Raw genomic sequence first — 25,486 nt, 5'->3', positions numbered from 1 at the left:
ACAGTGGCGTACAGGACGGGTGCAGGCGCGAAAGTGCTGCTGCACGTGCCGGGAGGATTAAAGAGTGGGATTGACTGCGCTTGAGGTTCAGAGCCTGATTCGAGCTGGGCTACCGATGGCCGAGGATATCGATCTGCGGATCGACCGCCTCGATGAAGACGGTGTGTTGGCGCGTGTGCCTTTTCACGCCAAATTGGTGCGTCCGGGCGGCACCCTCTCTGGCCCGACCATCATGGCGCTGGGGGATGCGGCGATGTATGCCGTGGTGCTAGGGCGTCTCGGCCGAGTGGAAATGGCGGTGACGTCCAATCTCAACATCAACTTTCTGGTCAAACCCCAGCCGGTGGACTTGTTGGCCGAGGCGCGCATATTACGCTTGAGTCGGCGTCAGGCAGTTTGTGAAGTGTCGTTGTATTCGGCTGGGAATGAGAATGAATTGGTGGCGCATGTGACGGGTACTTATGCTCTCCCATTGTAAATCTTGAATAAAAAGAAAAGGCCCGGTTTCCCGGGCCTTTCTTATTCGAGTGCTAACAGAGTCCTGAAATTACAGGATGCTCAGCGGGTACTCGAGGATTACGCGAACTTCGTCGATCGACGGAGAACCGTAGTAGACACCGTCGCCGCTGCGATAGGTGGCTTGACGAACGCGCATGTTGAGGTCTTTGGCCGGACCGTTCTGAACGGTATAGCCAACCTGAATATCACGCTCCCACTCTTTGCCATTGTCGGTGGTTTCGGTCTTGGCGCCAGAGCCGCTGATGTAGCGTGCCATGAACTTCAGGCCTGGAACGCCAAAGTCGGCGAAGTCCAGGTCATAACGCAGCTGCCAGGATTTCTCGTCTTCGGAGTTGAAGTCGGAACGTTGAACCGAGTTGGCCAGCCAAACGGTACCACCGCCATCAACGCCATAGTCGTAGCCGATGCCGTCGTAGCCGCCGTGGGATTTTTGGTAGGCTGCAGTCACAGTGTGAGCGCCGAAGTTATAGGCTGCCGCCAAACTCCAGATGGTGTTGTCTTCGCTCTTACCGGTGCTGGTGTACTCTTTGTCGTAATCGGTTTTGTAAATGTTGAAGTCGAAGTTCAACGACTGACCTTCACTAATGCCGAAGGTGTAGTTGGCATTGCCGTAGTACTTCTTGAAGGAGTCTTCTACATCAGAATAGTACAGGGAGGCTGACAGATCGTCGGTGAAGCTGTAGCTACCACCCAATACGTCAGCACCTTTCAGGCCGAGGCTGTCGTGGTAGGTCTGGGCCTGTGCATTGATGGCGGTGAAACGGCCGGCATGCAGCTCAAGACCTTCGATTTCGTTGCTGGTGATCAGGAAGCCTTCAGCTACTTCAGGCAGCAGGCGGCTGTCGTCAGTGCTCAGAACCGGAAGAGCGGTGAATTGATCACCGTATTTCAGCACGGTATTGGACAGGCGCAGTTTTACTGCACCACCCGCTTCGGAGTAATCATCCTGCGAGCGACCGTCGCTGCCGGTGGGGAACAAGCCGGAGCCAGCGCGGCCCTTGCCACTATCGAGCTTGATGCCCAGCAGGCCGATGGCGTCAACGCCGAAGCCAATGGTGCCCTGGGTAAAGCCGGACTCGTAGGTAGCGATGAAACCTTGACCCCACTCTTGAGGATCATCGTTACGGTCTGGGCCTGCGTTACGGAAGTCGCGGTAGAAGTACAGGTTGCGGCTCAGAACGTTCAGGCTGCTGTCTTCGACAAAGCCGTTGGACTCGGACTGCGCACTGGCGAAAGCCAGTTGGCTGGTGCCCGCGGCTACTGCCAGGGCGATTACGCTCCACTTCATCACTTGCATCGTGATTGCTCCTTTGGTTTAGAAGAGTTGCGCTGCCCACTATTTTGTTATATGGGCGGCTCTTTCTTTTTGTGTCGGCGGTAACTTATAGCACGCAGCCAATATTGGCGATAGTTGCAGTCTATTCATTACGACTTCGTTCATGCTGGTGTCGCATCGCATTAGGAGGAATGTCGCAAATCTGTAGCTCTGTCCTTGCGTTTCGTTATGCCAACGCTTTCGCGGCTCTGAGGTGCCTGGGGCCACTGTTATTGATCGACTGCACGGCTCGCCGAGCATTGCTTTCACAGATAGCAAAAGTCGTGCTCAAAACCTGGATGCACCGCTAAAACCTTGATTTTCTGGCATGCGATGCGTCGAGTAGCGACGCTGATCCCACGTCCGGCGCGGGTTTGCCTGAGCGATGTCAGTTCTTCGCGTCTGGCCAGCGGCAGGCGATATCGCCTGCGTTCATATCGCTGCTCCGGTAACGTCTGGCACTGTCTATTACAGGAAGAAACAAAATGGTGCACGTCTGCGGTGCGTGTGCGTCCGGACTGCCTTGCGTTGGTGCGTAGCCGCCGGATGAAGTCTCGACTGAGCCAGCGTATGCTGCGCGCCATCGTTTGGCCCTTGCTGGGGGCTACGCTTGATTGATCCCTTTATAAGGAGGAGAGCCGTCATGTTCGCTCTGGATTCGCGTCTGCAGCAGGACTGCCTGCTGGTCGGGGATTTTCCCCTGTGTCGTTTGCTGCTGATGAATGACTCCAACTACCCCTGGTTCATCCTCGTGCCTCGGCGTGAGGAGGTCAGCGAGTTGTTCCAGCTCGACGCTGACGATCAGCGTCAACTGTGGCAGGAAACCACGTTGCTGGCAGAGATCCTCAAGGACACTTTTGCCGCCGACAAGATGAACGTGGCCACGCTCGGCAATGTGGTCAGTCAGCTGCATATGCATGTGATCGTGCGTCGGCGTGACGATGTCGCTTGGCCCGCACCGGTCTGGGGGCGACATCCGGCGCAGCCTTACGCAGGGCAGCAGGTGGGGCAGGTCATCGACAAGCTGCGCCTGGTGCTGACCGAGGATTTTCAGTTTGCCGGAGAGCCAGCATGAGCCTCGAGTCGCGGATCATGGAGTTGGAAAGCCGCCTGGCTTTTCAGGATGACACCATTCAGGCGCTCAGCGATGAGTTGGTCGAGCAGAACAGACGCATCGAGCGGATGCAACTGCAACTGACGGTTCTGGCGCGGCGCCAGGAGGAGTTGAGCGGTCAGGCGGGTATTGCCGAAGACGAAGCTCCGCCACCTCATTACTGATATGAAAAAGCCCGGTTTCCCGGGCTTTTCTTTACGTACTGCTCAGCGCCGCGAAGGGGCTGCTGCAATCACGTCTTCCGCCTGCAGGCCTTTGTCACGCTGCATGACCGAGAACTCCACGCGTTGGCCTTCGATCAGTACGCGGTGGCCCTCGCCGCGAATGGCGCGAAAGTGCACGAATATATCGTCACCCGAGTCGCGGGAAATGAAGCCGAACCCCTTGGACGTATTGAACCACTTGACCGTACCAGTCTCGCGATCATCTGGAGTCACGCTGGTGCTGGCGCTGGCTTGTTGCACGGGCGGGCGTCGGTCTGCGCTGCGCGGCTGCGTGCCCAGCTGTGCTGCGAGGCTCAGCGCCACGGCAACGACCAAGGCCAGAAGCGGTAACCAGATGGCGGGTTGGCTACCGATGCTGGGCAGCGGGGCAAGCAGGATCAGGCTCTGTACCACGGCAGCCAGTATCAATAGTGCCGATGACAGCCCCTGCAGTTGTTGCCGCGCGGCGTGGACGTTCTGTTGTTGCGCTGCGGCAAGCAGGTTGAGCAGGCCGATCAGGGCCAGATAAATGGCATCCGGGGTGGTCAGGAACGAAGTGGAAAAACCGGGGACGGCAGACAGCAGCAGGGCGGCAAACCCTGTCACGAGATGGGCAATCTTCAACATCTTCGATGAACTCACTGATTGAATGATGACTCAAGGTATTGCGGAGAGAGCGTGCTTCAAGGTTGCCAGTCGAACGGCAACGACGCGCGCCGGTATACAGGGTTGGCGACGCCGCAGAGCGGTAATGCGGCGTGCAAGGCTATTTAACAGCAAAGGCGGGGGCTTCTCAAATCAAGCGCTTAGCATCGTTTCGCTGGTGATCGGGTGGACCTGATTGCGCCCGGCGCGTTTGGCTTGATAAAGCGCGTCATCGGCCCGCGTGAGCAGAGATTCGAATGTGTCGCCTTCTTCAGCCATGGCGCAGCCGAAGGATGCGGTAATGCTGTCCAGAATCTGGTCCGTGCGCCTTACCTTGACCCTCAATGACTGGATCTTGTGGCGCAGTTGTTCGGCGAAATCGAGGACTCCGTTGAGGTTGGTGCAGTTACGCAGTACCACACAGAACTCTTCGCCGCCGTAGCGCGCAGCAAAGGCCTCCGGTGGCAGCAGGTCACGCAATAGTTGCCCGACGTGTTGCAGTACGCGGTCACCCAGTGGATGGCCGTATTGATCGTTGAACTGCTTGAAGTGGTCGATATCCAGAATCACCAGCGCCAGGCCCTGCTGTGATTCGTTCAGGGCTCGCTCCAGCAGGCGGGTAAAGGCATGGCGATTGAATACGCGGGTCAGGCTGTCGAGCGTTGCTGCCAGATGCGCGCGTTCCAGCTGGCTGCGCAGGTGCGTGATCTCTTGCTGCGCGGCGCGCAGACGATAGAGGAATTTTTCCTGCTGATCCTGCATCAACTGGGTGCTTTCCTGCAGGTCGCTGAGCACGCTGGGTAGATCGTCGATGATGGGCTCCTGCAGTGCGCTGAGGCCCTGGCTCAGGCTCTGCTGGTAGTGCTGACCGCCAATCACGCTGCGTGAGACGTCGCTTTCGATATCATCGACCAGCTCGATTACCTGCTGTTGGCCGGCGCGAGCTTCCTCCAGCTCGCCGCGGATGATGTAATCGCGAAACAGCCGGCTGGCGGTTTCCGGCGGGAACACGTCGAAGTCCTCGACCACCTTGTCCAGGCGGCGGTTGAGCTCTGGTTCACTGCCTCTGCTGTAGGTGTACCAGAGCGCATAGTGCACCGGGTTCGGCGGGATATCGTGACGCATCATCAGTGGCACGGCTTGCTTCAGGAGCTCGGCCGCTTCGCGGGTTTCTTCCGGATACAGGTCGATGATACTGGGCGGTTTGGCTGGCTGACTCATGGATGTCGGAAACTCAATGGCGAATGGCCAGAGCATAGATCAGGGCGAGGCTGCATGCCTAATGAAAAGGCCCGGATCACCGGGCCTCTGAGTATCTCAAGCAGCGAGCAGGCTGCGCAGCATCCAGGCGGTTTTCTCGTGCACCTGCATGCGCTGGGTCAACAGGTCGGCAGTCGGCTCGTCGCTGACCTTGTCCAGCAGCGGGAAAATACCGCGCGCAGTGCGCACGACAGCCTCTTGGCCTTGCACCAGTAGCTTGATCATTTCGTCGGCGCTGGGTACGCCTTCCTCTTCCTTGATCGAGGACAGGCGGGCGTAGGCGGCGTAGGTGCCTGGCGCCGGGAAGCCCAGTGCACGGATTCGTTCGGCGATTGCGTCAACCGCCAGCGCCAGCTCGGTGTACTGGCCTTCGAACATCAGGTGCAGGGTGTTGAACATCGGACCGGTGACGTTCCAGTGGAAGTTATGGGTCTTCAGGTACAGGGTGTAGGTGTCGGCCAGCAGGCGCGAGAGGCCTTCGGCGATGGCGGCGCGATCCTGTTCGGCGATTCCGATATTGATTTCCATGGTTTTTCTCCTTTCAGGTGAGCCCAGGGTGTCTATCCCGCAGTGTTGGTGAGAGCCTAACACGCAGGGCTTCGTGATGATCTTGGCTTATATCAATGAAAGCGATGTTTAGAGGCTATTGATAGCGGACGGTTCATTTGCGGCCAATAAATCTCGGCCCTGGCGCGGCGTCAGCCCTGTGCGTGGTGCAATGCCCGATCAGCCGTGCGCCAGCCCCGGCTTCTGCTGCAGGGTGCGATTGAATACCTCCACCCAATGGGCGCTGAATTGCTGCCCGGCAAGGTTGTTGATTTCGAGAATGGCGCGTAGCAATGGGCGTTTGCTCAACGTCTGATGCGCGCGTTCATGGGTCCTTGCGTCAAATGTATCGACGATATGCAGGATCAGTGCGCCTGGGGCTATCTCCCGTTCACGCAGGCCTTTGGGGTAGCCAGAACCATCGGCATGTTCCTGGTGCTGCATGATGATCTCCATGGCCGCCGACCAGTCTGGCATGCGTTTGAGCAGGTCGCTGGCCAGGCGCGGATGGCCTTGCATCATGCGACGTTCTTCGCGGCTGAAATGGCTTTGCTTGTGCAAAAGTTCCAGCGGCAGGAAGGCCATACCGATGTCATGCAGGCAGACTGCGGCCGCCAGTTGCTCCGGCTGTTCGGCGTATCCGCCCGCTGCATTGATACTCAGTGCCAGTTCCAGCAGGCGCAGGTTGCGGCCTCGCCAGTAGGGGGAGCGCTGTTCGGCAGCCTCGGCCAGCGCGCAAAAGAACTGCAGGTCGGGTTGGATCACGATCGCGTGGCGTGCCAGCAGCGCTTCGATGCGGCTAGGTTGCGCTTCTTCTGTGAGCTGCAGGCGAGTGTTGGGGTCTATCTGCTGCAGCAGCTCGAGACGTACCTCAGTCTGTCGCTCATTCGGCGTCATGGCCAGCGCCTGCAGCGCGCTGCACAGCTGGCTGACCTGTGGGCTATCCGGGGCTGTGTCGGCGCCGTCCAGCGCCTGAGCTACCTGGGCACGCAGATGGTCGAGGCTGAGCAGCAGTATGTCTCCGAGCAGGCTGTCGAAGGTCAGGTGTCCCGAGCGCAGGGAATCGAGTACGTCCTCCATGGCTTGTGGCAGCGGCATCAGCTCGTTGAGCTCGACGTAACCCAGGTTGCCCTTGAGCGTATGGATCAGGCGAAACAGCTCGCGCAGCCGTTCCGAGCTCTTTGGTGCTCGTTCCAGTTCGATCAGCAGTTGCTCGCAGCGGGGAAACTGCTCGGCGGCGTCGAGGCGGAAGTCTTCCAGCAGATCGCTGGACAGGTCGCTGCGATGGGCTTGGGCCATGGTCATTCTCCAGGCAGGAGGCGCTGTTCATTATAGAAGGCATCTGCCGAGCGGCTGCGTCATGACGATTTACGCTATATAATCCCGCTCTTTATCGAAGCGCGGCGTAGGGTTGGACGTTCGCCGCGGTGTAGCTCCTGCCCAGGGCGTTGGGGGCTGCCTGACCTATCCAAGACCTTAGAGAAGCGAAACACGATCATGATGCGCAGCCACTATTGCGGCCAGTTGAACGAGAGCCTGGATGGCCAGGAAATCACCCTTTGCGGCTGGGTACACCGTCGCCGTGACCATGGCGGGGTGATCTTCCTCGATATCCGTGATCGTGAAGGTCTGGCTCAGGTGGTATTCGATCCTGATCGTGCCGAGACCTTCGCCAAGGCCGACCGCGTGCGCAGCGAATACGTGGTGAAGATCACCGGCAAGGTTCGCCTGCGTCCGGCCGGTGCGGTCAACCCGAACATGGCGTCCGGTGCCATCGAAGTGCTGGGCTATGAACTGGAAGTGCTCAACGAAGCGGAAACCCCCCCGTTCCCGCTCAATGAATACACCGACGTTGGCGAGGAAACCCGCCTGCGCTATCGCTTCATCGATCTGCGCCGCCCGGAAATGGCCGAGAAGCTCAAGCTGCGTTCGCGCATTACCTCGAGCATCCGTCGCTACCTTGATGACAACGGTTTCCTCGACGTCGAAACGCCGATCCTGACTCGCGCCACTCCGGAAGGCGCGCGCGACTATCTGGTGCCGAGCCGCACCCACGCCGGCAGCTTCTTCGCCCTGCCGCAGTCGCCGCAGCTGTTCAAACAGTTGTTGATGGTGGCCGGCTTCGACCGCTACTACCAGATCGCCAAGTGCTTCCGCGACGAGGACCTGCGCGCCGACCGCCAGCCGGAATTCACCCAGATCGACATCGAGACCAGCTTCCTCGACGAAAAAGACATCATGGACATCACCGAGACCATGGTGCGCAACCTGTTCAAGGAAGTGCTCGATGTCGAGTTCGGCGAGCTGCCGCACATGACCCTGGCCGAAGCCATGCGCCGCTTCGGCTCGGACAAGCCGGACCTGCGTATCCCGCTGGAACTGGTCGATGTGGAAGATCAGCTCAAGGACGTCGAATTCAAGGTCTTCGCCGGCCCGGCCAATGACCCGAAATGCCGCGTTACCGCGCTGCGCGTACCGGGCGGTGCGAGCATGCCGCGCAAGCAGATCGACGACTACACCAAGTTCGTCGGCATCTACGGCGCCAAGGGCCTGGCCTATATCAAGGTCAACGAGCGTGCTGCCGGCGTTGACGGTTTGCAGTCGCCGATCGTCAAGAACATCCCGCTGGACAATATCAATGTCATCCTCGACCGCGTTGGCGCCGTCGATGGCGATATCGTGTTCTTCGGTGCCGACAAGGCCAAGATCGTCAGCGAGGCCCTGGGCGCGCTGCGCATCAAGCTGGGTCATGACCTCAACCTGCTGACTTGCGAGTGGGCGCCGCTGTGGGTCGTCGACTTCCCGATGTTCGAGGAGAACGATGACGGCAGCCTGACCGCCATGCACCACCCGTTCACTTCGCCGAGCTGCAGCCCCGAAGAGCTGGAGGCCAACCCGGCTGCCGCTCTGTCGCGCGCCTATGACATGGTGCTCAACGGCACCGAGCTGGGTGGCGGTTCGATCCGTATCCACGACAAGGCCATGCAGCAGACCGTGTTCCGTGTGCTCGGCATCAGCGAAGAGGAGCAGCAGGAGAAGTTCGGCTTCCTGCTCGATGCACTCAAGTACGGTGCGCCGCCCCATGGTGGCCTGGCTTTCGGCCTGGATCGTCTGGTGATGCTGATGACTGGCGCGCAGTCGATCCGCGAAGTGATCGCCTTCCCGAAAACCCAGAGCGCGGCCTGCGTCATGACCCAGGCGCCGGGTGTAGTGGATGCCAAGTCGCTGCGCGAGCTACACATCCGCCTGCGCGAGCAAGCCAAGGCCGAATAAGCCTGCAAAAGAAGCCTGGAGATCCCAGGCTTCTTCGTTATGGGGTGGAGAGACTCAAGTGCTTACGCCCCTGCAATTGTGAAACCTTATAGATGGAGTGAGTTATGGCTGGTCATTCCAAATGGGCCAACATCAAGCACCGCAAGGGGCGTCAGGACGCCAAGCGCGGCAAGATCTTCACCAAGCTGATTCGTGAGCTGACGGTCGCCGCCAAGCACGGCGGCCCGATTCCGGCGGACAACCCGCGTCTGCGCCTGGCCGTGGACAAGGCGCTGACCAACAACATGTCGCGTGACGTGATTGATCGTGCCATCGCTCGTGGTGCCGGCAACAACGAAGCCGACAACGTCGTCGAGTTCAGCTACGAAGGTTATGCGCCGAGTGGCGTGGCGATCATCGTCGAGGTAATGACCGACAACCGCAATCGCACCGCCGCCGAAGTGCGCCATGCCTTTACCAAGTGCGGTGGCAACCTGGGTACTGATGGTTCGGTCGCTTACATGTTCGACCGCAAGGGCCAGATCAGCTTCGCGCCGGGTGTCGATGAAGATGCCCTGATGGAAGCTGCCTTGGAGGCTGGTGCAGATGACGTGGAAATGGGCGAAGACGGTTCGGCCCTGGTGTCGACCAGCTTCACCGAGTTTCATGCCGTCAACGAAGCGCTGAGCGCGGCTGGCTTCAAGGCCGAGGAAGCAGAAATCGCCATGATCCCCTCGATCAGTGCGCCGATTGCCGATCTGGAAACTGCGCAGAAGGTCTTCAAGCTGATCGACATGCTCGAAGACCTGGATGACGTGCAGAACGTCTACCACAACGCCGAAGTCGCCGACGAGATCATGGAACAGCTTGGCTGAAGCAGCTTGTCGCCCGGATGCGTAGGGTGGGCCGGGCGGCGATCCGCTTTAGCCCACCCTACGCCCCTTCTACGGTTTTCTCTGCTTCCTCAGGTGCGTCACGAGTGACGGCGCATGAGGACCCCCGTATACTCGCCAACTGGATAAATAGACAGTTGCTGATATGACCCTGATTCTAGGCATCGACCCGGGTTCGCGTATTACCGGCTATGGCGTGGTGCGCGATACCGGGCGTGGTTGCGAGTACGTGGCGTCAGGCTGCATTCGCACGGGTAACGGGCCGTTGGCCGAACGTCTGCAAATCGTCTTTCGCGGCGTCAGCGAGGTGATTCGCACCCATGGTCCGGTGACCATGGGTATCGAGCAGGTGTTCATGGCGCGCAATGCCGACTCGGCGCTCAAGCTGGGGCAGGCGCGTGGCGCCGCTATCGTCGCGGCGGTGGAGGCGGGACTGGAAATCAGCGAATACACCGCCACCCAGGTCAAGCAGGCTGTGGTCGGTACGGGGGCGGCGGACAAGCAGCAGGTGCAGATGATGGTCATGCATCTGCTCAAGCTGGTGCAGAAACCGCAGATCGACGCCTCCGATGCACTGGGCATCGCCCTGTGTCATGCCCATCACCGGCAGAGTCTCATTCCCCACGGGCTAGCTGGCGCCAAGCGGCGTGGCGGCCGTCTTCGTATGTAATCGGATTAATAAGGAAAGCAGCGGTGATCGGACGTTTGCGCGGCACTCTGGCGGAGAAGCAGCCGCCGCATTTGCTTCTGGATGTGAATGGCGTCGGTTATGAGCTGGAAGTACCGATGACGACCCTTTATCGTCTGCCTGCGGTGGGCGAACCGGTAACCCTGCACGCTCACCTGGTGGTGCGTGAAGATGCGCATTTGTTGTATGGCTTCTTCGAAAAGCGCGAGCGTGAGCTGTTTCGCGAGCTGATTCGTCTCAATGGCGTCGGTCCCAAGCTGGCGTTGGCGCTGATGTCTGGGCTCGAGGTCGATGAGCTGGTGCGCTGCGTGCAGACCCAGGACACGGCGGCGCTGGTCAAGGTGCCGGGAGTGGGCAAGAAAACCGCCGAGCGTCTGCTGGTCGAGCTCAAGGATCGTTTCAAGGCCTGGGAGTCGATACCGTCCATTGCGCCGTTGGTGGTGGAACCTCAACTGGCTCAGGCAGTCTCAAGCGCGGAGAATGATGCCGTCAGTGCCCTGATATCCCTTGGCTACAAGCCGCAGGAGGCCAGCCGAGCAGTTGCCGCCGTCAAGGAAGATGGTATGAGCAGTGAAGATTTGATCCGACGCGCGCTGCGCGGCATGGTTTAGTGGAACCTTATTGATGATCGAAGCCGATCGCCTGATTACCGCCAGCCCCCGTGAGCGCGAAGAGCAGCAGGACAGAGCCATTCGTCCGCTGCGTCTGGCTGACTACATCGGTCAGCCCGTCGTGCGCGAACAGATGGCACTGTTCATCCAGGCTGCGCGGGGTAGGGTGGAAGCACTCGACCATACGCTGATCTTCGGCCCGCCGGGCCTGGGCAAGACCACCCTGGCCAATATCATCGCCGAGGAAATGGGCAGCTCGATCAAGAGCACTTCCGGCCCGGTGCTTGAGCGACCGGGTGATCTGGCTGCGCTGCTGACCAACCTGGAAAGCGGCGATGTACTGTTCATCGACGAAATTCACCGTCTTTCGCCGGTAGTCGAGGAAGTCCTGTATCCGGCCATGGAAGACTTTCAGCTCGACATCATGATCGGCGAGGGCCCGGCGGCCCGCTCGATCAAGCTGGATCTGCCACCCTTCACCCTGGTTGGCGCCACCACCCGTGCCGGCATGCTGACCAATCCGCTGCGCGACCGCTTCGGTATCGTCCAGCGCCTTGAGTTCTACGGTATCGACGACCTGGCCACCATCGTCTCGCGCTCAGCCGGGATTCTCGGCTTGCCCATCGAGGCCAAGGGAGCCTACGAGATTGCCCGTCGTGCGCGTGGTACGCCGCGTATTGCCAACCGCCTTTTGCGTCGTGTGCGCGATTTTGCCGAAGTGCGCGGTAACGGCCATATCACGCAGCTGACCGCCGATCAGGCGTTGAATCTGCTGGATGTCGACGAGCGCGGTTTCGATCATTCCGACCGCCGCTTGCTGCTGGCCATGATCGAGAAGTTCGACGGCGGTCCGGTAGGGCTCGACAGTCTGGCGGCAGCGATAGGGGAAGAGCGCCATACCATCGAGGATGTGCTCGAGCCGTATCTGATTCAGCAGGGGTACATGATGCGCACGCCGCGCGGGCGTGTGGTCACTCGCCATGCCTACCTGCACTTCGGGCTGAACATTCCCAAGCGCGCTGGCGAGCAGGTCGCTGGCGATCTTTTCGCGGCAGGTGACGAATGACGAAAAAATTGTTACCAGCCCGGATTGGCAAGCAGCAGGCCGGGGACTAGAGTATGCGCGCGCAAAACGGAGTCCAGCCGTTCAGCCACCACTGCCGGGTCTATTACGAAGATACCGATGCGGGCGGCATCGTCTACTACGTCAACTACCTCAAATTCATGGAGCGGGCTCGCACCGAGCGCCTGCGTGAGCTGGGTTATGCCCAGTCGACGCTTGCCGGTGAGGGCCTGTTGTTCGTCGTGCATTCGGCCGAGGCGCGTTATCACGCGCCGGCGCGCCTGGATGACGAACTGGTGATCAGCGCCGAAGTGATCGAATTGAACCGTGCCAGCCTGCGCTTTCGTCAACAGGTCAGGCGGGCTGCGGATGATGCGCTGCTCTGCGAAGGGCAGTTCCTGGTGGCCTGTGTGCGCGCCGACAACTTGAAACCCCGGGCTATCCCCGAAACCCTGCGACACGCGTTCGCCGGGACGCAGGCGCCGGGTCCAATTGCAGCAGGAGAGTAAGCGTGGAAGCTAACGCCGTTGACCATATGTCGATGTGGAGTCTGATCAGTAACGCCAGTCTGTTGGTTCAGCTGGTGATGCTGACCCTGGTGGCCGCCTCGGTCATTTCCTGGGTGATGATCTTCCAGCGCAGCAATGCCATCCGCGCCGCCAAGCGTGCTCTGGACAACTTCGAGGATCGTTTCTGGTCCGGCATCGACCTGTCCAAGCTGTATCGCCAGGCCGGCAGCAACCCCGATCCGGATTCCGGTCTGGAGCAGATCTTCCGTGCCGGCTTCAAGGAATTCTCCCGTCTGCGTCAGCAGCAGGGCGTAGATCCGGATGCGGTGATGGACGGCGTGGCGCGTGCCATGCGTGTGGCCATTTCCCGCGAGGAAGAGAAGCTGGAAACCGCGCTGCCGTTTCTCGCCACTGTCGGCTCCACCAGCCCGTACATCGGCCTGTTCGGTACCGTATGGGGCATCATGAACTCCTTCCGCGGCCTGGCCCAGGTGCAGCAAGCCACGCTGGCTACCGTCGCGCCGGGTATTGCCGAAGCGCTGATCGCCACTGCCATCGGCCTGTTCGCGGCGATTCCGGCGGTCATTGCCTACAACCGTTTCTCTGCCCGCAGCGAGATGCTGATCGGTCGTTACTACACCTTCGCCGACGAGTTCCAGGCCATCCTGCACCGCAAAGTGCACACCTCGGAAGACTAAGGCGAGCGAAGAGGACAGGTTTTAACCATGGCGAGAATTCGCAACAGACGCAAACCGGTCGCCGAGATGAACGTGGTGCCCTACATCGACGTGATGTTGGTACTGCTGGTCATCTTCATGGTCACCGCGCCGATGCTCAATCAGGGCGTCAAGGTCGATCTGCCCAAGGTCAGCAGTGAAGCGCTGCCGCAGGACAACGACGCGCAGGTACTGACCATCTCCATCAAGGCCGACAAGACCTACTACTGGAACATGGGCAGCGAGGTCGACGTCGACACCGAGCAGGAGCGTGCCTCGACCCTCGAGCAGATGACTCAGGCCGTGTCGGCGATCATTGCCGAGAACCGTCGTCAGGGTAAGCAGGTGCAGGTATTCGTGCGCGGTGATCGCACGGTTGATTACGGCACTGTGATGTCGGCCATGGGCGGTCTGCAGCAGGCCGACGTGGGCAACGTCGGACTGATTACCGAGGCTCCCTGATGCAGCAAGCCGAGCGTTCGCAATCGGAAAGCTACTTCTGGCCCGTGGTTTGGGCGGTGGGTCTGCATGTCCTGATGTTCGCCATGCTGTTCGTCAGCTTCGCCTTCACCCCGGAGCTGCCACCGGCGCGCCCAGTGGTGCAGGCTACGCTGTATCAGTTGCAGTCACAGAGCCAGGCCACTACGCAGACCACGCAAAAGGTTGCAGGCGAGGCGCAGAAGACCTCGGCGCCGCAGTTCGAGACCGAGCGGCTGGAACAGAAGAAAGCCGAGGAGCAGAAGCAGGCCCAGGCCGAAGCGCAGAAGGTAGCAGCGGCCAAGAAAGCCGAGGAACAAAAGCAGGCCGAAGAAGCTCGAAAGGCCGAGGCGGCGAAGAAAGCCGAGGCCGATAAGGCCGCTGAGCAGAAGCGTCAGGCGGATATCGCCAAGAAGCGCGCCGAGGAAGAGGCCAAGAAGAAGGCCGCTGCCGAAGAGGCCAAGAAAAAAGCGGCAGCCGCCGAAGCTGCGAAGAAGAAAGCCGCCGAGGATGCACGGCGCAAGGCCGCCGAGGATCAGAAGGCGGCAGCGTTGGCCGAGCTGCTGTCGGACAATGTGCAGAACCAGCAGGCGCTGGCCGAGACTCATGGTGACCAGGTGGCCGGCAACCTCGATGATCTGATCATCAAGCTGATCACCGAGAACTGGCAGCGGCCGATGTCGGCGCGTCGAGGCATGAGCGTCGAGTTGCTGATCCAGATGCTGCCCGATGGCACCGTGACCAACGCCAGTGTATCGCGCTCCAGTGGCGATGCACCGTTCGACAGCTCGGCCGTTGCAGCTGTGCGTAACGTCGGGCGTATTCCCGAGATGCAACAATTGGATCGCGCTACCTTCGACCGTATGTACAGGCAGCGACGCGTTATTTTCAAACCGGAGGATTGAGCTCTGTGAACAACCTGATTCGTATCGCCCTGCTGGGGCTGGTCATGCTGGTCGGTAGCGTCCAGGCGGCCGACCCGCTGGTGATCTCCCAGGGCGCTGACCGCGCCACACCCATTGCTGTCGTGCCGTTCGGTTGGCAGGGTGGTTCGGTACTGCCTGAAGACATGTCGCAGATCATCGGCAACGACCTGCGCAACTCCGGCTACTTCGAACCGATCCCGCGGCAGAACATGATCAGCCTGCCGACCCAGGCCAGCGAAGTCATCTACCGCGACTGGAAAGCGCTCGGCGCCCAATACGTTCTGGTCGGTAATATCGTGCCCAATGGTGGCCGCTTGCAGATTCAGTACGCGCTGTTCAACGTCAGTACCGAGCAGCAGGTCATGACCGGTAATGTCGGTGGTGGCACCGATCAGTTGCGCGACATGGCTCACCATATCGCCGACCAGTCGTTCGAGAAGCTCACCGGCGTCAAGGGAGCATTCTCCACGCGCCTGCTGTATGTCACTGCCGAGCGCATGGGCACCAACAACACCCGTTACACCCTGCAGCGCTCCGACTACGACGGTGCCCGTGCGGTGACCTTGCTGCAATCGCGCGAGCCGATCCTCTCGCCGTCGTTCGCGCCGGATGGCCGCCGTATCGCTTACGTGTCGTTCGAGCAGCGTCGCCCGCGCATCTTCGTCCAGCACATCGACACCGGGCGTCGTGAGCAGATCACCAACTTCGAAGGCCTCAATGGCGCGCCGGCCTGGTCGCCGGATGGCAACCGTCTGGCCTTCGTGCTGTCGCGCGATGGCAATCCGGAAATCTACGTGATGGATATGGGCAGCCGGCAGATGCGCCGCATTACCAACCATTACGCCATCGATACCGAACCCTTCTGGGGTAAGGACGGTCAGACCCTTTACTTCACCTCGGATCGTGCGGGTAAGCCGCAGATCTACAAGACCAACATCAATAGCGGGGCTGTGGAGCGAGTGACCTTCGTCGGTAACTACAACGCCAACCCGAAATTGTCGGCTGATGAGAAGACCCTGGTGATGATTCATCGTCAGGATGGCTTCACCGTGTTCAAGGTGGCTGCACAGGACCTGGAAACCAACCGTTTGCGTATTCTTTCAGACACAAGTTTGGATGAGTCGCCCACTGTTGCGCCCAATGGCACCATGCTAATCTACGCCACCCGCCAGCAGGGCCGGGGAGTCTTGATGTTGGCGTCCACCAATGGACGCGTGAGGCTCCCTCTTCCTACCGCTCAAGGCGAAGTTCGAGAGCCTTCTTGGTCCCCTTACCTGAACTGATGCGGCGCTACACCTTTTTGCTTAACACAACTGGGGTTCATTAGGAGTTACATGATGGAAATGCTGAAATTCGGTAAGTTCGCTGCACTGTCCCTGGCTCTCGCCGTTGCTGTAGGTTGCTCCTCCAAAGGCGGCGACGCTGCTGGCGAAGGCGCTGTTGACCCGAACGCTGGCTACGGTGCCAACACTGGCGCTGTTGATGGCAGCCTGAGCGAAGAAGCTGCTCTGCGCGCTATCACCACCTTCTACTTCGAGTACGACAGCTCCGACCTGAAGGCCGAAGCCATGCGCGCTCTGGACGTACACGCCAAGGACCTGAAAGGCAACGGCGCTCGCGTCGTTCTGGAAGGCCACGCTGACGAGCGCGGTACTCGTGAGTACAACATGGCTCTGGGCGAGCGTCGTGCCAAGGCCGTTCAACGCTACCTGGTTCTGCAGGGCGTTTCCCCGGCTCAGCTGGAACTGGTTTCCTACGGCGAAGAGCGTCCGGTTGCCACTGGCAACGACGAGCAGTCCTGGGCTCAGAACCGTCGCGTAGAGCTGCGTAAGTAAGCTGCCATGCGAGATTGCCGCCGTATCCTGACCCTTCTGACACTCGCCTTGCCGCTTGCGGCGATGGCGGAGGTTCCCGTACTGGAAAGCAGCTCCATGCAACAGGGCAGCAGCTATCCACCGGCGGGTTATGGTACGGCCGGCGCCTACGCCGGAGCGGGTGCGCAAGCACCCGCTTCTGCGCAGGGCATGCTGTTCAACCAGCTTGAGCAGATGCAGCAGGAAATTGCGCAATTGCGTGGCATGGTCGAAGAGCAACAGAATGAAATCCAGCGCCTCAAGCAGGAAGGTCTGGAGCGTTACCAGGATCTGGACCAACGCATTTCCTCCGGCGCCGCTGCCGGTGGAGCTCCCGCACAGAATTCAGCCGATGGCGCGGCAAACGCCAATGGCACCCCGACGCCACCTGCCGCACAGCAGCAGGCCAGCGCCGAGCCGGGTGATCCGGCCAAGGAAAAACTCTATTACGACGCTGCCTTTGACCTGATCAAGGCCAAGGACTTCGACAAGGCGTCGCAGGCGTTCAGCGCCTTTCTCAATCGTTATCCCAACAGCCAGTACGCGGGTAACGCGCAGTATTGGCTGGGCGAAGTGAACCTGGCCAAGGGTGATCTGCAAGCAGCCGGTCAAGCCTTTGCCAAGGTCAGCCAGGCCTATCCGAGTCACGCCAAGGTGCCGGATTCGCTGTTCAAGCTGGCCGACGTCGAGCGTCGCCTGGGCAACAACGACAAGGCGCGCGGCATTCTGCAGCAGGTCATCGCCCAGTATCCTGGCAGTTCGGCCGCGCAATTGGCCCAGCGCGACTTGCAGCGGCTGTAAGCCAGCAATTGACGAAAAACCCGCGCTCGTCGCGGGTTTTTCTTATCTGCTCTCGCGTGATCCATTAGAATGCGCGCTCGCATGCGAGGTGGGGTTTCAGCTCGGCTGATGTCCTTGTCGCCATGCCTTGTCGAACGTCGGCCGCTGCCGGCGTTCCTGTCTTTCCACGCAACGGAAGCGGATGGCCTGTTTCGTCATCACGCTCGTGGCTACCATGCAAGAAACCCTGCGCATCACCGAGATTTTCTACTCGTTGCAGGGGGAAACGCGTACCGCTGGCTTGCCGACGGTATTCGTGCGCCTTACCGGCTGCCCCCTGCGCTGTCAGTACTGTGACACCGCCTATGCCTTCAGTGGCGGCGAGATCGTCACGCTGGACAGTATCCTCGACCAGGTGGCCGCCTATCGGCCGCGCTACATCTGCGTCACCGGCGGCGAGCCGCTGGCTCAACCCAACTGTATCCCTCTGCTTGCGCGCCTGTGCGATGCCGGTTACGAGGTGTCGCTGGAAACCAGTGGTGCGCTTGACGTCTCAGCGGTCGATGCACGGGTCAGCAAGGTGCTCGATCTGAAGACGCCCGGTTCGGCTGAGGTGCAGCGTAACCGTTACGAGAACATCGAGTGGCTCACCGACAATGACCAGGTCAAGTTCGTCATCTGCTCGCGTGAAGACTACGACTGGGCAGTATCCAAATTGATCGAATATGACCTGGCTGCTCGTGCCGGTGAGGTGCTGTTCTCGCCCAGCCACAAACAGGTCGATGCACGTGCGCTGGCAGACTGGATCGTTGCCGACAACCTGCCCGTACGCCTGCAATTGCAGCTGCACAAGATTCTCTGGAACGACGAGCCGGGACACTGAACATGAACGACAAGAAAGCGGTCATCCTCCTTTCCGGTGGCCTGGACTCGGCCACCGTGGTCGCCATGGCCAAGGCCGAGGGCTACAGCTGCTACAGCATGAGCTTCGACTATGGGCAGCGCCATCGCGCCGAGTTGCAGGCAGCCGAGCGTGTGGCACGGCAGCTGGGCGTGGTCGAGCACAAGGTGATCGGCCTGAACCTCAATGGTATCGGTGGTTCGGCGTTGACCGATAGCAGCATCGCCGTGCCCGAATCGCCCACCGAAGGCATTCCCGCCACCTACGTGCCAGCACGCAACACGGTGTTCCTGGCGCTGGCCTTGGGCTGGGCTGAGGTGCTTGAAGCGCGTGATATCTTCATCGGCGTCAACGCGGTGGACTACTCGGGCTATCCCGATTGCCGTCCGGAGTTCGTCGAGGCTTTCGAGCGCATGGCCAACCTGGCGACCAGGGCCGGTGTCGAGGGGCAGGGCTTTGCCATCCGTGCGCCGCTGCAGCAGATGGGCAAGGGCGAGATCATCCAGACCGGCATGCGCCTGGGCGTGGACTATGCGCTGACCGTGTCCTGCTACCAGGCCGACGATGACGGCCGCGCCTGTGGCAAGTGCGACAGCTGCCGCCTGCGTGCAGCCGGTTTCGCTGCTGCCGGTGTGCCTGATGCGACGCGCTACTTCTGAAAAAGTTTTCGCGAAGTGTTGATTTCCTGAATTAAATCAGTATCATGCGCCTCGCGTTGGGTCGTTAGCTCAGTTGGTAGAGCAGTTGGCTTTTAACCAATTGGTCGTAGGTTCGAATCCTACACGACCCACCAGATCGCAAAAGCCAGTCGTGAGACTGGCTTTTTTTTGCTCTCGGAAAAGCCCTCTGGCCGATACTGCCCCGCCTGTGGTGATGGGCAACCAGGGGGTATACTCGCAGCTCGCTCAAGAGCGCCGCAGGTTCGATGATATGACGCAGATTTCCGAACGCCTTCTGGTTCAAGCCCACCTCGATGCCAAACAGCCCAAGCCGCTGACCGCCGAGGAGGAGGCCTTCTATCGCCGCGAAATCGCCGCTGAGCTGAAGAAGCAGAACGCGGTGCTGGTGGCGCACTACTACTGTGATCCGGTGATCCAGGCGCTGGCCGAGGAAACCGGTGGCTGCGTTTCCGACTCCCTGGAAATGGCCCGCTTCGGCAATCAGCACCCGGCTCAGACCGTGGTGGTGGCCGGGGTCAAGTTCATGGGCGAGACGGCGAAGATCCTCAACCCGGAAAAGCGCGTGTTGATGCCGACCCTGGAGGCGACCTGCTCGCTGGATCTGGGTTGCCCGGTGGACGAGTTCTCGGCTTTTTGCGACCAGCACCCGGAGCGCACCGTGGTGGTTTACGCCAACACCTCGGCAGCGGTGAAGGCGCGTGCCGACTGGGTGGTGACCTCCAGCTGCGCGCTGGAGATTGTCGAGAGCCTGATGGACAACGGCGAGACCATCATCTGGGCGCCGGACAAGCATCTGGGCAACTACATCCAGCGCGAGACCGGCGCCGACATGCTGCTGTGGGATGGCGCCTGCATCGTGCATGAGGAATTCAAGTCCAAGCAGCTGCTGGACATGAAGGCACTCTACCCGGACGCCGCCATCCTGGTGCACCCGGAATCGCCGCAGAACGTGGTCGAACTGGCCGATGCGGTTGGCTCCACCAGCCAGTTGATCAAGGCGGCGCAGACCCTGCCGAATTCCACCTTCATCGTCGCCACCGACCGCGGCATCTTCTACAAGATGCAGCAGCTATGCCCGGACAAGACCTTTATCGAGGCGCCAACCGCCGGCAATGGCGCCGCCTGCCGTAGCTGCGCGCACTGCCCGTGGATGGCGATGAATACGCTGGAGCGCGTGCTGACCGGCTTGCGTCAGGGCTCCGGCGAGATTCATGTCGACCCGGCGCTGATTCCCAAGGCGATCAAGCCGCTCAAGCGCATGCTCGATTTCACCCAGGCGGCGCGGATGAAGGTCGCCGGTAACGCCTGATAGGCATGCAGTAAGAAGAAGCCCAGCCAATGCTGGGCTTCTTGCTTTACGTGGCCCGGATGCCATCCGGGCTACGGCAGCACGTCAGCTCAGGTTGCCCAATTCTCCGGCTCGTTGACTACATTGAGCAGCGCGCGCAGGCGGCCATAGTCGCGACCGTTGAAGGCAAAAGCCAGACGGGTCAGGTGGCACAGTTCCGGTTCGTCGCGCTCCTGCTCGCAGTAGGGTTGTTGGGTAAAGCCACCTTCCTTGCACAGGCTGGCGAAGTCACTGTCCAGCTTGGCCAGAGTTGCCTCATTGAGCGGATGATTGAGGCGAATCACGAAGCGATCCTTGAGCCAGCGGCTGGAGTGGAAGTTGCGGTAGAAGCGCGCGATTTCATCCACCGCCTCTTCGGCGCTGTAGACCAGGTGCATCAGGTTGAGATCGGTAGGCAGGATATAGCCGTTATCGCCAAGCTGACGACGGATGAAGCCCAGTGCATCTTCCCAGTAGCTACCGCCCGGTTGGTCGAGCAGTACCACGGGCACCAGCGGGCTCTTGCCGGTCTGGATCAGGGTCAGCACTTCCAGCGCTTCGTCGAGGGTGCCGAAACCGCCGGGGCACAGCACCAGGCCATCGGCCTCCTTGACGAAGAACAGCTTGCGCAGAAAGAAGAAGTGGAACGACAGCAGGTGATGGCTACCGCGCATGGTCGCGTTGGCGGTTTGTTCGAAGGGCAGGGTGATATTGAAGCCCAGGCTGCTTTCCGCACCGGCGCCTTCATGGGCTGCTGCCATGATGCCGCCACCGGCACCCGTGACCACCATCAGATCGCGATGTGCCAGTAATGCGCCGAGCTCGCGAGCCTGCCTGTACAGGGGGTGATCGGGTGGCGTTCGTGCTGAGCCGAATACCGTGACCTTGCGTCGCCGTTTCAGTTGTTCCAGCACGCCGAAGGCATGCTCCATCTCACGCAGGGTCTGCATCATGATCTTGGCGTCCCAGCGGTTACGATCCGCCTGGGCCATATGGATCACCGTGGTGAGCATTTCGCGGTACAACGCCAGGTTGGGGCTGTTGCTCGGGGTTGCCAGAGCTACCAGTTCCTCCACCTTGCTGCTCAGGTCGACCTCGCTGGTTTGCACGTGGCGCGACAGATAGTCGTCCGGTTCAAAGGGCATGGAAACTCTCCTCTTCTTGGCCTGTGAGAGGCGAGTAGCCTCTCGCGGTGGCCGGTTCCTTGATTATGGAGTGTTGAGCAGCTTGCCACAGGCAGTCTGCCGTTTCGTTTCCAGCTTTTCGTAAGCGCCGATTACAGGGCGATCTGCTCGCCGGGTTCGGGAATGTTGGCGATCCAGTTCAGGCGTTCGCGCAGAGCGGCTTGCAGGGCCTGCATCTTCTCCAGCTCACCGTGCACCAGGTACAGCTCGGGGTGATGCTCGAACCGGCTGGCCCAGTCGAGCAGTTGCGTTTGCCCGGCGTGCGCGGAGAAACCGCCCAGGGTATGCACCTTGGCCTTCACCGCGATGCGCTGGTGCAGCACCTTGACCGTTTCCGCACCGTCGACGATCAAACGACCCAGCGTGCCCTTGGCCTGGAAGCCAGGGAAAACCAGATGGCAGTTCTCGCGCCAGAGGTTGTGCTTGAAGTGATGAACGATACGCCCGCCATTGCACATGCCGGCACCGGCGATGATGATCGCGCCGCTCTTGATCCGGTTGATAGACATCGATTCTTCGGCTGTTGGCGTGCAGCGCAACACTGGCAGCCAGTCCTCGACTCGCTTGACACCCTTGGCTGCCAGCGCCGCGCGATCGGTAGCCGCGAACTGGTCATGAAAGCGGCTGTAGATGGCGTTGGCGCGGATCGCCATGGGACTGTCGAGGAACACGGCCTGCTGTGGCAGACGGCCTTCCTGATAGAAGCGGCCAAGGTAATAGATCAGATCCTGGGTGCGGCCGACGGCGAACGACGGAATCAGCACGTTGCCGCCTTCCTTGTGCGCCTGTTGCAGGATGTCGGCCAGCTCCTCCAGGGTTTCGTCGCTGGGGCGATGATCACGGTCGCCGTAGGTCGACTCCATCAGCAGCACATCAGCCTGGTTCAGTTGCGTCGGCGCTTGCATCAGCGGCGAGCAGGTGTTGCCCAGGTCGCCGGAGAACACCAGATGACGGTGCAAATGGTGATCCTCTACCTGCATCTCGACGATGGCCGAGCCGAGGATATGGCCGGCATTGTGGAAGGTGACCTGCACGCCCTTGGCAACCTCGACCGCTGTGCCGTAGGCATGCGCGCGGCGCTGGCTGAGCGCCTGCTCGGCATTGGCGATGGTGTATAGCGGCTTGACCGCCGGCTTGCCCTGGCGTGCGCGCCAGCGGTTTTCCCATTCGGCGTCCTTCTCCTGCAGGAAGGCCGAATCCAGCAGCATCAGCTCGAGCAGTTCGCAGCTGGCCTCGGTGGCGTGGATCGGGCCGCGATAGCCTTCGGCGACCAGGCGCGGCAGCAGCCCGCTATGATCGAGGTGGGCGTGGGAGATCACCACCGCATCCAGGCTGCTCGGGTCGAAAGGAAATGCACTGCGGTTCAGATCCTCTTCCTGGCGGCGTCCCTGATGCATGCCGCATTCGAGCAGAACCTTGGCGCCATCGCGGCTTTCCACCAGGTAACAGGAGCCGGTGACCTGTTGAATCGCACCGAGAAAAGTGAGCAGAGCCATGGTTTTTTCCTTGTCGTGATCTTGAGACGAGTCTGCCGCTTCGAACCGGAGCGAGTCTTGATGCAGGTCAGCGGGTGCCTCGTAGCGATACCTAAACTGCAGGCAAACATTCAGGAGAGCACTCATGACCCAGCTATTGCCCGACGCCGCCACCTTGGTTCAGCACGCCCAGCAATACCCCGACTTTGCCCGCTGGCAAGCTGGCCACGGACCTGTCCAGCATAGTCCGCAGACCTGCGCTGCGGTCTTTCGTCTTGCCCATCAGCTGGTGCAGGGCGGTTTGCAGCCTGACTTGCCGAGCGTTTACCGCCTGATGCACGCGCTGGATTCGCTGACCGCAGCCGGTCTGTGGCTGGTGGTGCACATGACCTATGCGCGACGCGTGAGGTTCGATGGCCAGCCGCTGCAGGCCGATGATTTCAAGGAGGTGCCGGAAGGGCATACCGGTGGCGCGCTGAACATGGTGCCGGCCTATGCCGGCTACCTGGCACTCAATGCACTGACCGGTGAGACGCGCGGCTGGTTGATGGGGCAGGGCCATTGCGTGGCAGCAATCGAGGCGCTGAACCTGCTGACCGGCAACCAGCATCCAGAGCAGGCCGCGCGCTACGCTTGTGATGAGGCGGGCATGAGCCGCCTGGCGGCGGATTTCTACAGCTACGCCCAGGCGGCGGACGGCAGCCCTGGCGTGCCGTTGGGCAGTCACGTCAATCCGCATACCGCTGGCGGTATCGCCGAAGGCGGATACCTTGGCTTCGCTGAGCTGCAGTACGCGCATCTGCCATTGCCGGGGGAGAAGCTGGTGGCGTTCCTGTCCGACGGCGCCGCCGAGGAGCAGCGCGGCAGCGACTGGATGCCGCGCTGGTGGCGTGCCGAGGATTGTGGCGTGGCGCTACCGGTGATGATCGCTAACGGCCGGCGTATCGAGCAGCGTACTGAGCTGGGTACGTTGGAGGGCCTGGAAGGGTTTCGTCGGCACCTGCGCGGTTGCGGCTTCGATCCCCTGAGTTTCGATGGGCGTGATCCGGCAGCTTTCGTCTGTGCGCTGTGGGAGATGGAGCAGCGCCTGACGCATCGAGTGGATGAACTCAACCGCGAGCTGATCGGTTATCCCTTGCCGATGCCCTACGGCATTGCCGAAACCACCAAGGGCTATGGTTTCTTCGGCGCTGGCAGCAACGCCGCTCATAACCTGCCGCTACCGGCCAGCCCGGCTCTCGACGCGCAGGCGCGCGAGCTGTTCAACCAGCATGCTGCGGCCTTGTGGGTAGAGCCGCAGACGTTGTCCTACGCATGCAATCTGTTCGCCAGCCGCAAGGGTCGTGTGCTGGAACGGGACAACCCGCTGGCACGGCGTCAACCGTCGCAACCGGTACAGCCGGCGCTGCATTTTCATGATCGGCCCTGTTCGCCCATGAGTGCGCTGGATCGTTATTTCGTCGATCTGGTGCGCGCCAACCCGCAGTTGCGGCCGCGTGTCGGCAACCCGGACGAATTGGCCAGCAACCGTCTGAGCGGTGTGCTGGCGGCGCTCAAGCATCGCGTCAGCCAACCCGAGAGCGAGTTGGAGTCGCTACATGGCGCGGTGATCACCGCACTCAATGAGGAGGCCGTGGTATCAGCCTGTCTCGCCAATCAGGGCGGCCTGAATCTGGTGGCCAGCTACGAGGCGTTTTGCGTGAAGATGCTCGGCGCCGTGCGCCAGAGTCTGATCTTCGCACGCCAGCAGAAGGAGGCGGGGCGTCCAGCCGGCTGGCTGGGCTGGCCGCTGGTGGCCACTTCGCACACCTGGGAGAACGGCAAGAACCAGCAATCGCATCAGGACACCACCTTCTGCGAGGCACTGCTGGGCGAAATGCACGATGTCATGCGCGTGCTGTTGCCGGCCGATCACAACTCGCTGCTGGCCCTGCTGCCTGGCATCTATCAGGAGCGCGGCCGGCTTGCGTGCCTGGTGGTAGCCAAGCGTGAACAACCCTGCGCCTTTACAGTCGAACAGTCTAAGCAACTGGCCCGTGATGGAGCATTGCTGGTCGATGCGCAGGGCGATGGCGAGCCAGTGCTGCTGATTGCCAGTGGCAGCTATCAGCTGCGCGAGATGCGCCGCGCCGCCGTTCGTCTGAGTGAGCAGGGTGTGGCCTGGCGTCTGATTTACTTGCAGGAACCGGGACGCTTTCGTGTACCGCGCGATGCCTGGGAGGCCGCCAGCGTGGCCAGCGCAGCTCAGCGTGAGGCGCTGTTTCCGTTAGCCTGTCGGCGGCGCGTGCTGCTTAGCCACATGCGCCCGGAAGTGGCCTTGGGGCATCTGGCGACGGTGCTGGGCGATGCCGCTACGTGCCGCGCGCTTGGTTACCGCAACCGTGGTGGCACGTTCGACGAAGCCAGCATGTTGTTCGCCAATGGCTGTACCTGGGCACACGTGCTGCAGAGTGTGGCCGAGGTGCTCGGCGTATCGGTCGACGCCTGGCTGACGGCTGTGGAACAGGCGGCTCTGGCAGGGAGGGGGGATGCTCGCTCCTTGCGTTGAG

General features: G+C 60.9%; 26 protein-coding genes and 1 tRNA gene. 20 read left to right on the top strand and 7 right to left on the bottom strand.

Annotated elements, in window-relative coordinates; all coding sequences use genetic code 11:
• Positions 1-70: 70 nt before the first annotated feature.
• Complete coding sequence (locus tag BM186_RS01720) at positions 71-478, top strand: PaaI family thioesterase (protein WP_093049077.1); 408 nt, start codon at positions 71-73, stop codon at positions 476-478.
• 69 nt (positions 479-547) lie between these two features.
• Here BM186_RS01720 and BM186_RS01715 read toward each other — a convergent pair whose 3' ends face one another.
• Positions 548-1,816 (bottom strand): OprD family porin, encoded by a 1,269-nt coding sequence (locus BM186_RS01715; RefSeq protein WP_021488335.1) that lies wholly within the window; start codon positions 1,814-1,816, stop codon positions 548-550.
• A 661-nt stretch (positions 1,817-2,477) separates the two neighbouring features.
• Here BM186_RS01715 and BM186_RS01710 point away from each other — a divergent pair.
• On the top strand, positions 2,478-2,909 hold the full coding sequence (locus tag BM186_RS01710; protein ID WP_072422779.1) for an HIT family protein: 432 nt from the start codon (positions 2,478-2,480) through the stop codon (positions 2,907-2,909).
• Positions 2,906-3,112 carry a SlyX family protein gene (locus BM186_RS01705; RefSeq protein WP_004423461.1) on the top strand — a complete coding sequence of 69 codons (207 nt, stop codon included), beginning with the start codon at positions 2,906-2,908 and terminating at the stop codon, positions 3,110-3,112. Before BM186_RS01710 ends, BM186_RS01705 begins: the two co-directional genes overlap by 4 nt.
• 42 nt (positions 3,113-3,154) lie before the next feature.
• Here BM186_RS01705 and BM186_RS27070 read toward each other — a convergent pair whose 3' ends face one another.
• From BM186_RS27070 to BM186_RS01685, 4 genes are all read right to left on the bottom strand, one after another.
• The gene (locus BM186_RS27070; protein WP_074913239.1) at positions 3,155-3,778 is read right to left on the bottom strand and encodes a cold-shock protein; all 624 of its coding nucleotides are present in this window, start codon (positions 3,776-3,778) and stop codon (positions 3,155-3,157) included.
• Between the two features lie 171 nt (positions 3,779-3,949).
• On the bottom strand, positions 3,950-5,017 hold the full coding sequence (locus BM186_RS01695) for a GGDEF domain-containing protein (RefSeq protein ID WP_174892470.1): 1,068 nt from the start codon (positions 5,015-5,017) through the stop codon (positions 3,950-3,952).
• A gap of 96 nt (positions 5,018-5,113) precedes the next feature.
• Positions 5,114-5,584 carry a Dps family protein gene (locus BM186_RS01690; protein ID WP_072422775.1) on the bottom strand — a complete coding sequence of 157 codons (471 nt, stop codon included), beginning with the start codon at positions 5,582-5,584 and terminating at the stop codon, positions 5,114-5,116.
• A gap of 198 nt (positions 5,585-5,782) precedes the next feature.
• Complete coding sequence (locus BM186_RS01685) at positions 5,783-6,901, bottom strand: HD domain-containing phosphohydrolase (protein WP_074913235.1); 1,119 nt, start codon at positions 6,899-6,901, stop codon at positions 5,783-5,785.
• A 198-nt stretch (positions 6,902-7,099) separates the two neighbouring features.
• On the opposite strand from BM186_RS01685, the gene aspS reads away from it, so the two are divergent.
• The 16 genes from aspS to nadA all read left to right on the top strand — a co-directional run bounded on the left by aspS (position 7,100) and on the right by nadA (position 20,260).
• A complete protein-coding gene (gene aspS / locus BM186_RS01680) occupies positions 7,100-8,875 on the top strand; it encodes an aspartate--tRNA ligase (protein ID WP_072422773.1) in 1,776 nt (591 codons plus the stop codon).
• A 104-nt stretch (positions 8,876-8,979) separates the two neighbouring features.
• A complete protein-coding gene (locus BM186_RS01675; RefSeq protein ID WP_072422772.1) occupies positions 8,980-9,729 on the top strand; it encodes a YebC/PmpR family DNA-binding transcriptional regulator in 750 nt (249 codons plus the stop codon).
• Between the two features lie 163 nt (positions 9,730-9,892).
• Positions 9,893-10,417, top strand: coding sequence for a crossover junction endodeoxyribonuclease RuvC (gene ruvC / locus BM186_RS01670; protein ID WP_074675566.1), 525 nt, complete (start codon positions 9,893-9,895; stop codon positions 10,415-10,417).
• A gap of 23 nt (positions 10,418-10,440) precedes the next feature.
• Positions 10,441-11,046: a Holliday junction branch migration protein RuvA gene (ruvA, locus tag BM186_RS01665; RefSeq protein WP_072422770.1), complete on the top strand. Its 606-nt coding sequence runs from the start codon at positions 10,441-10,443 to the stop codon at positions 11,044-11,046.
• A 13-nt stretch (positions 11,047-11,059) separates the two neighbouring features.
• Positions 11,060-12,112 (top strand): Holliday junction branch migration DNA helicase RuvB, encoded by a 1,053-nt coding sequence (gene ruvB / locus BM186_RS01660; RefSeq protein WP_072422769.1) that lies wholly within the window; start codon positions 11,060-11,062, stop codon positions 12,110-12,112.
• Between the two features lie 53 nt (positions 12,113-12,165).
• On the top strand, positions 12,166-12,618 hold the full coding sequence (ybgC, locus tag BM186_RS01655; protein WP_074913233.1) for a tol-pal system-associated acyl-CoA thioesterase: 453 nt from the start codon (positions 12,166-12,168) through the stop codon (positions 12,616-12,618).
• Positions 12,619-12,620: 2 nt separating this feature from the next.
• Complete coding sequence (gene tolQ, locus BM186_RS01650; protein ID WP_072422767.1) at positions 12,621-13,316, top strand: protein TolQ; 696 nt, start codon at positions 12,621-12,623, stop codon at positions 13,314-13,316.
• A gap of 27 nt (positions 13,317-13,343) precedes the next feature.
• Positions 13,344-13,796 carry a protein TolR gene (tolR, locus tag BM186_RS01645; RefSeq protein ID WP_021488348.1) on the top strand — a complete coding sequence of 151 codons (453 nt, stop codon included), beginning with the start codon at positions 13,344-13,346 and terminating at the stop codon, positions 13,794-13,796.
• Positions 13,793-14,716, top strand: a complete 924-nt coding sequence (tolA, locus tag BM186_RS01640) for a cell envelope integrity protein TolA (RefSeq protein WP_174892471.1) — start codon at positions 13,793-13,795, stop codon at positions 14,714-14,716. The genes tolR and tolA overlap by 4 nt, the downstream gene beginning before the upstream one ends.
• Positions 14,717-14,721: 5 nt before the next feature.
• Entirely contained in the window at positions 14,722-16,020 is a 1,299-nt protein-coding gene (gene tolB, locus BM186_RS01635) for a Tol-Pal system beta propeller repeat protein TolB (RefSeq protein WP_072422765.1), read from the top strand.
• A gap of 54 nt (positions 16,021-16,074) precedes the next feature.
• A complete protein-coding gene (gene pal / locus BM186_RS01630) occupies positions 16,075-16,572 on the top strand; it encodes a peptidoglycan-associated lipoprotein Pal (RefSeq protein ID WP_003241687.1) in 498 nt (165 codons plus the stop codon).
• 6 nt (positions 16,573-16,578) lie between these two features.
• The gene (ybgF, locus tag BM186_RS01625) at positions 16,579-17,391 is read left to right on the top strand and encodes a tol-pal system protein YbgF (RefSeq protein WP_074913228.1); all 813 of its coding nucleotides are present in this window, start codon (positions 16,579-16,581) and stop codon (positions 17,389-17,391) included.
• 214 nt (positions 17,392-17,605) lie between these two features.
• Positions 17,606-18,253, top strand: coding sequence for a 7-carboxy-7-deazaguanine synthase QueE (queE, locus tag BM186_RS01620; RefSeq protein ID WP_074913521.1), 648 nt, complete (start codon positions 17,606-17,608; stop codon positions 18,251-18,253).
• Positions 18,254-18,255: 2 nt separating this feature from the next.
• Positions 18,256-18,930 carry a 7-cyano-7-deazaguanine synthase QueC gene (gene queC / locus BM186_RS01615; protein ID WP_074913227.1) on the top strand — a complete coding sequence of 225 codons (675 nt, stop codon included), beginning with the start codon at positions 18,256-18,258 and terminating at the stop codon, positions 18,928-18,930.
• A gap of 58 nt (positions 18,931-18,988) precedes the next feature.
• Positions 18,989-19,064, top strand: a tRNA-Lys gene (locus BM186_RS01610).
• A 137-nt stretch (positions 19,065-19,201) separates the two neighbouring features.
• Positions 19,202-20,260: a quinolinate synthase NadA gene (gene nadA / locus BM186_RS01605; RefSeq protein ID WP_003241694.1), complete on the top strand. Its 1,059-nt coding sequence runs from the start codon at positions 19,202-19,204 to the stop codon at positions 20,258-20,260.
• Between the two features lie 89 nt (positions 20,261-20,349).
• On the opposite strand, the gene BM186_RS01600 is transcribed toward nadA, so the two are convergent.
• On the bottom strand, positions 20,350-21,423 hold the full coding sequence (locus tag BM186_RS01600) for an LOG family protein (protein ID WP_072422762.1): 1,074 nt from the start codon (positions 21,421-21,423) through the stop codon (positions 20,350-20,352).
• Positions 21,424-21,554: 131 nt separating this feature from the next.
• Positions 21,555-22,958: an MBL fold metallo-hydrolase RNA specificity domain-containing protein gene (locus BM186_RS01595; RefSeq protein WP_074913223.1), complete on the bottom strand. Its 1,404-nt coding sequence runs from the start codon at positions 22,956-22,958 to the stop codon at positions 21,555-21,557.
• 124 nt (positions 22,959-23,082) lie between these two features.
• On the opposite strand from BM186_RS01595, the gene BM186_RS01590 reads away from it, so the two are divergent.
• Complete coding sequence (locus tag BM186_RS01590; RefSeq protein WP_074913221.1) at positions 23,083-25,485, top strand: phosphoketolase family protein; 2,403 nt, start codon at positions 23,083-23,085, stop codon at positions 25,483-25,485.
• Position 25,486: the final 1 nt, after the last annotated feature.

The organism is Ectopseudomonas toyotomiensis, assembly GCF_900115695.1.
Lineage (GTDB): Bacteria > Pseudomonadota > Gammaproteobacteria > Pseudomonadales > Pseudomonadaceae > Aquipseudomonas > Aquipseudomonas toyotomiensis.
Note: the sequence above shows the minus strand (reverse complement) of the source record. Positions and strands in the feature narration are given on the sequence as shown.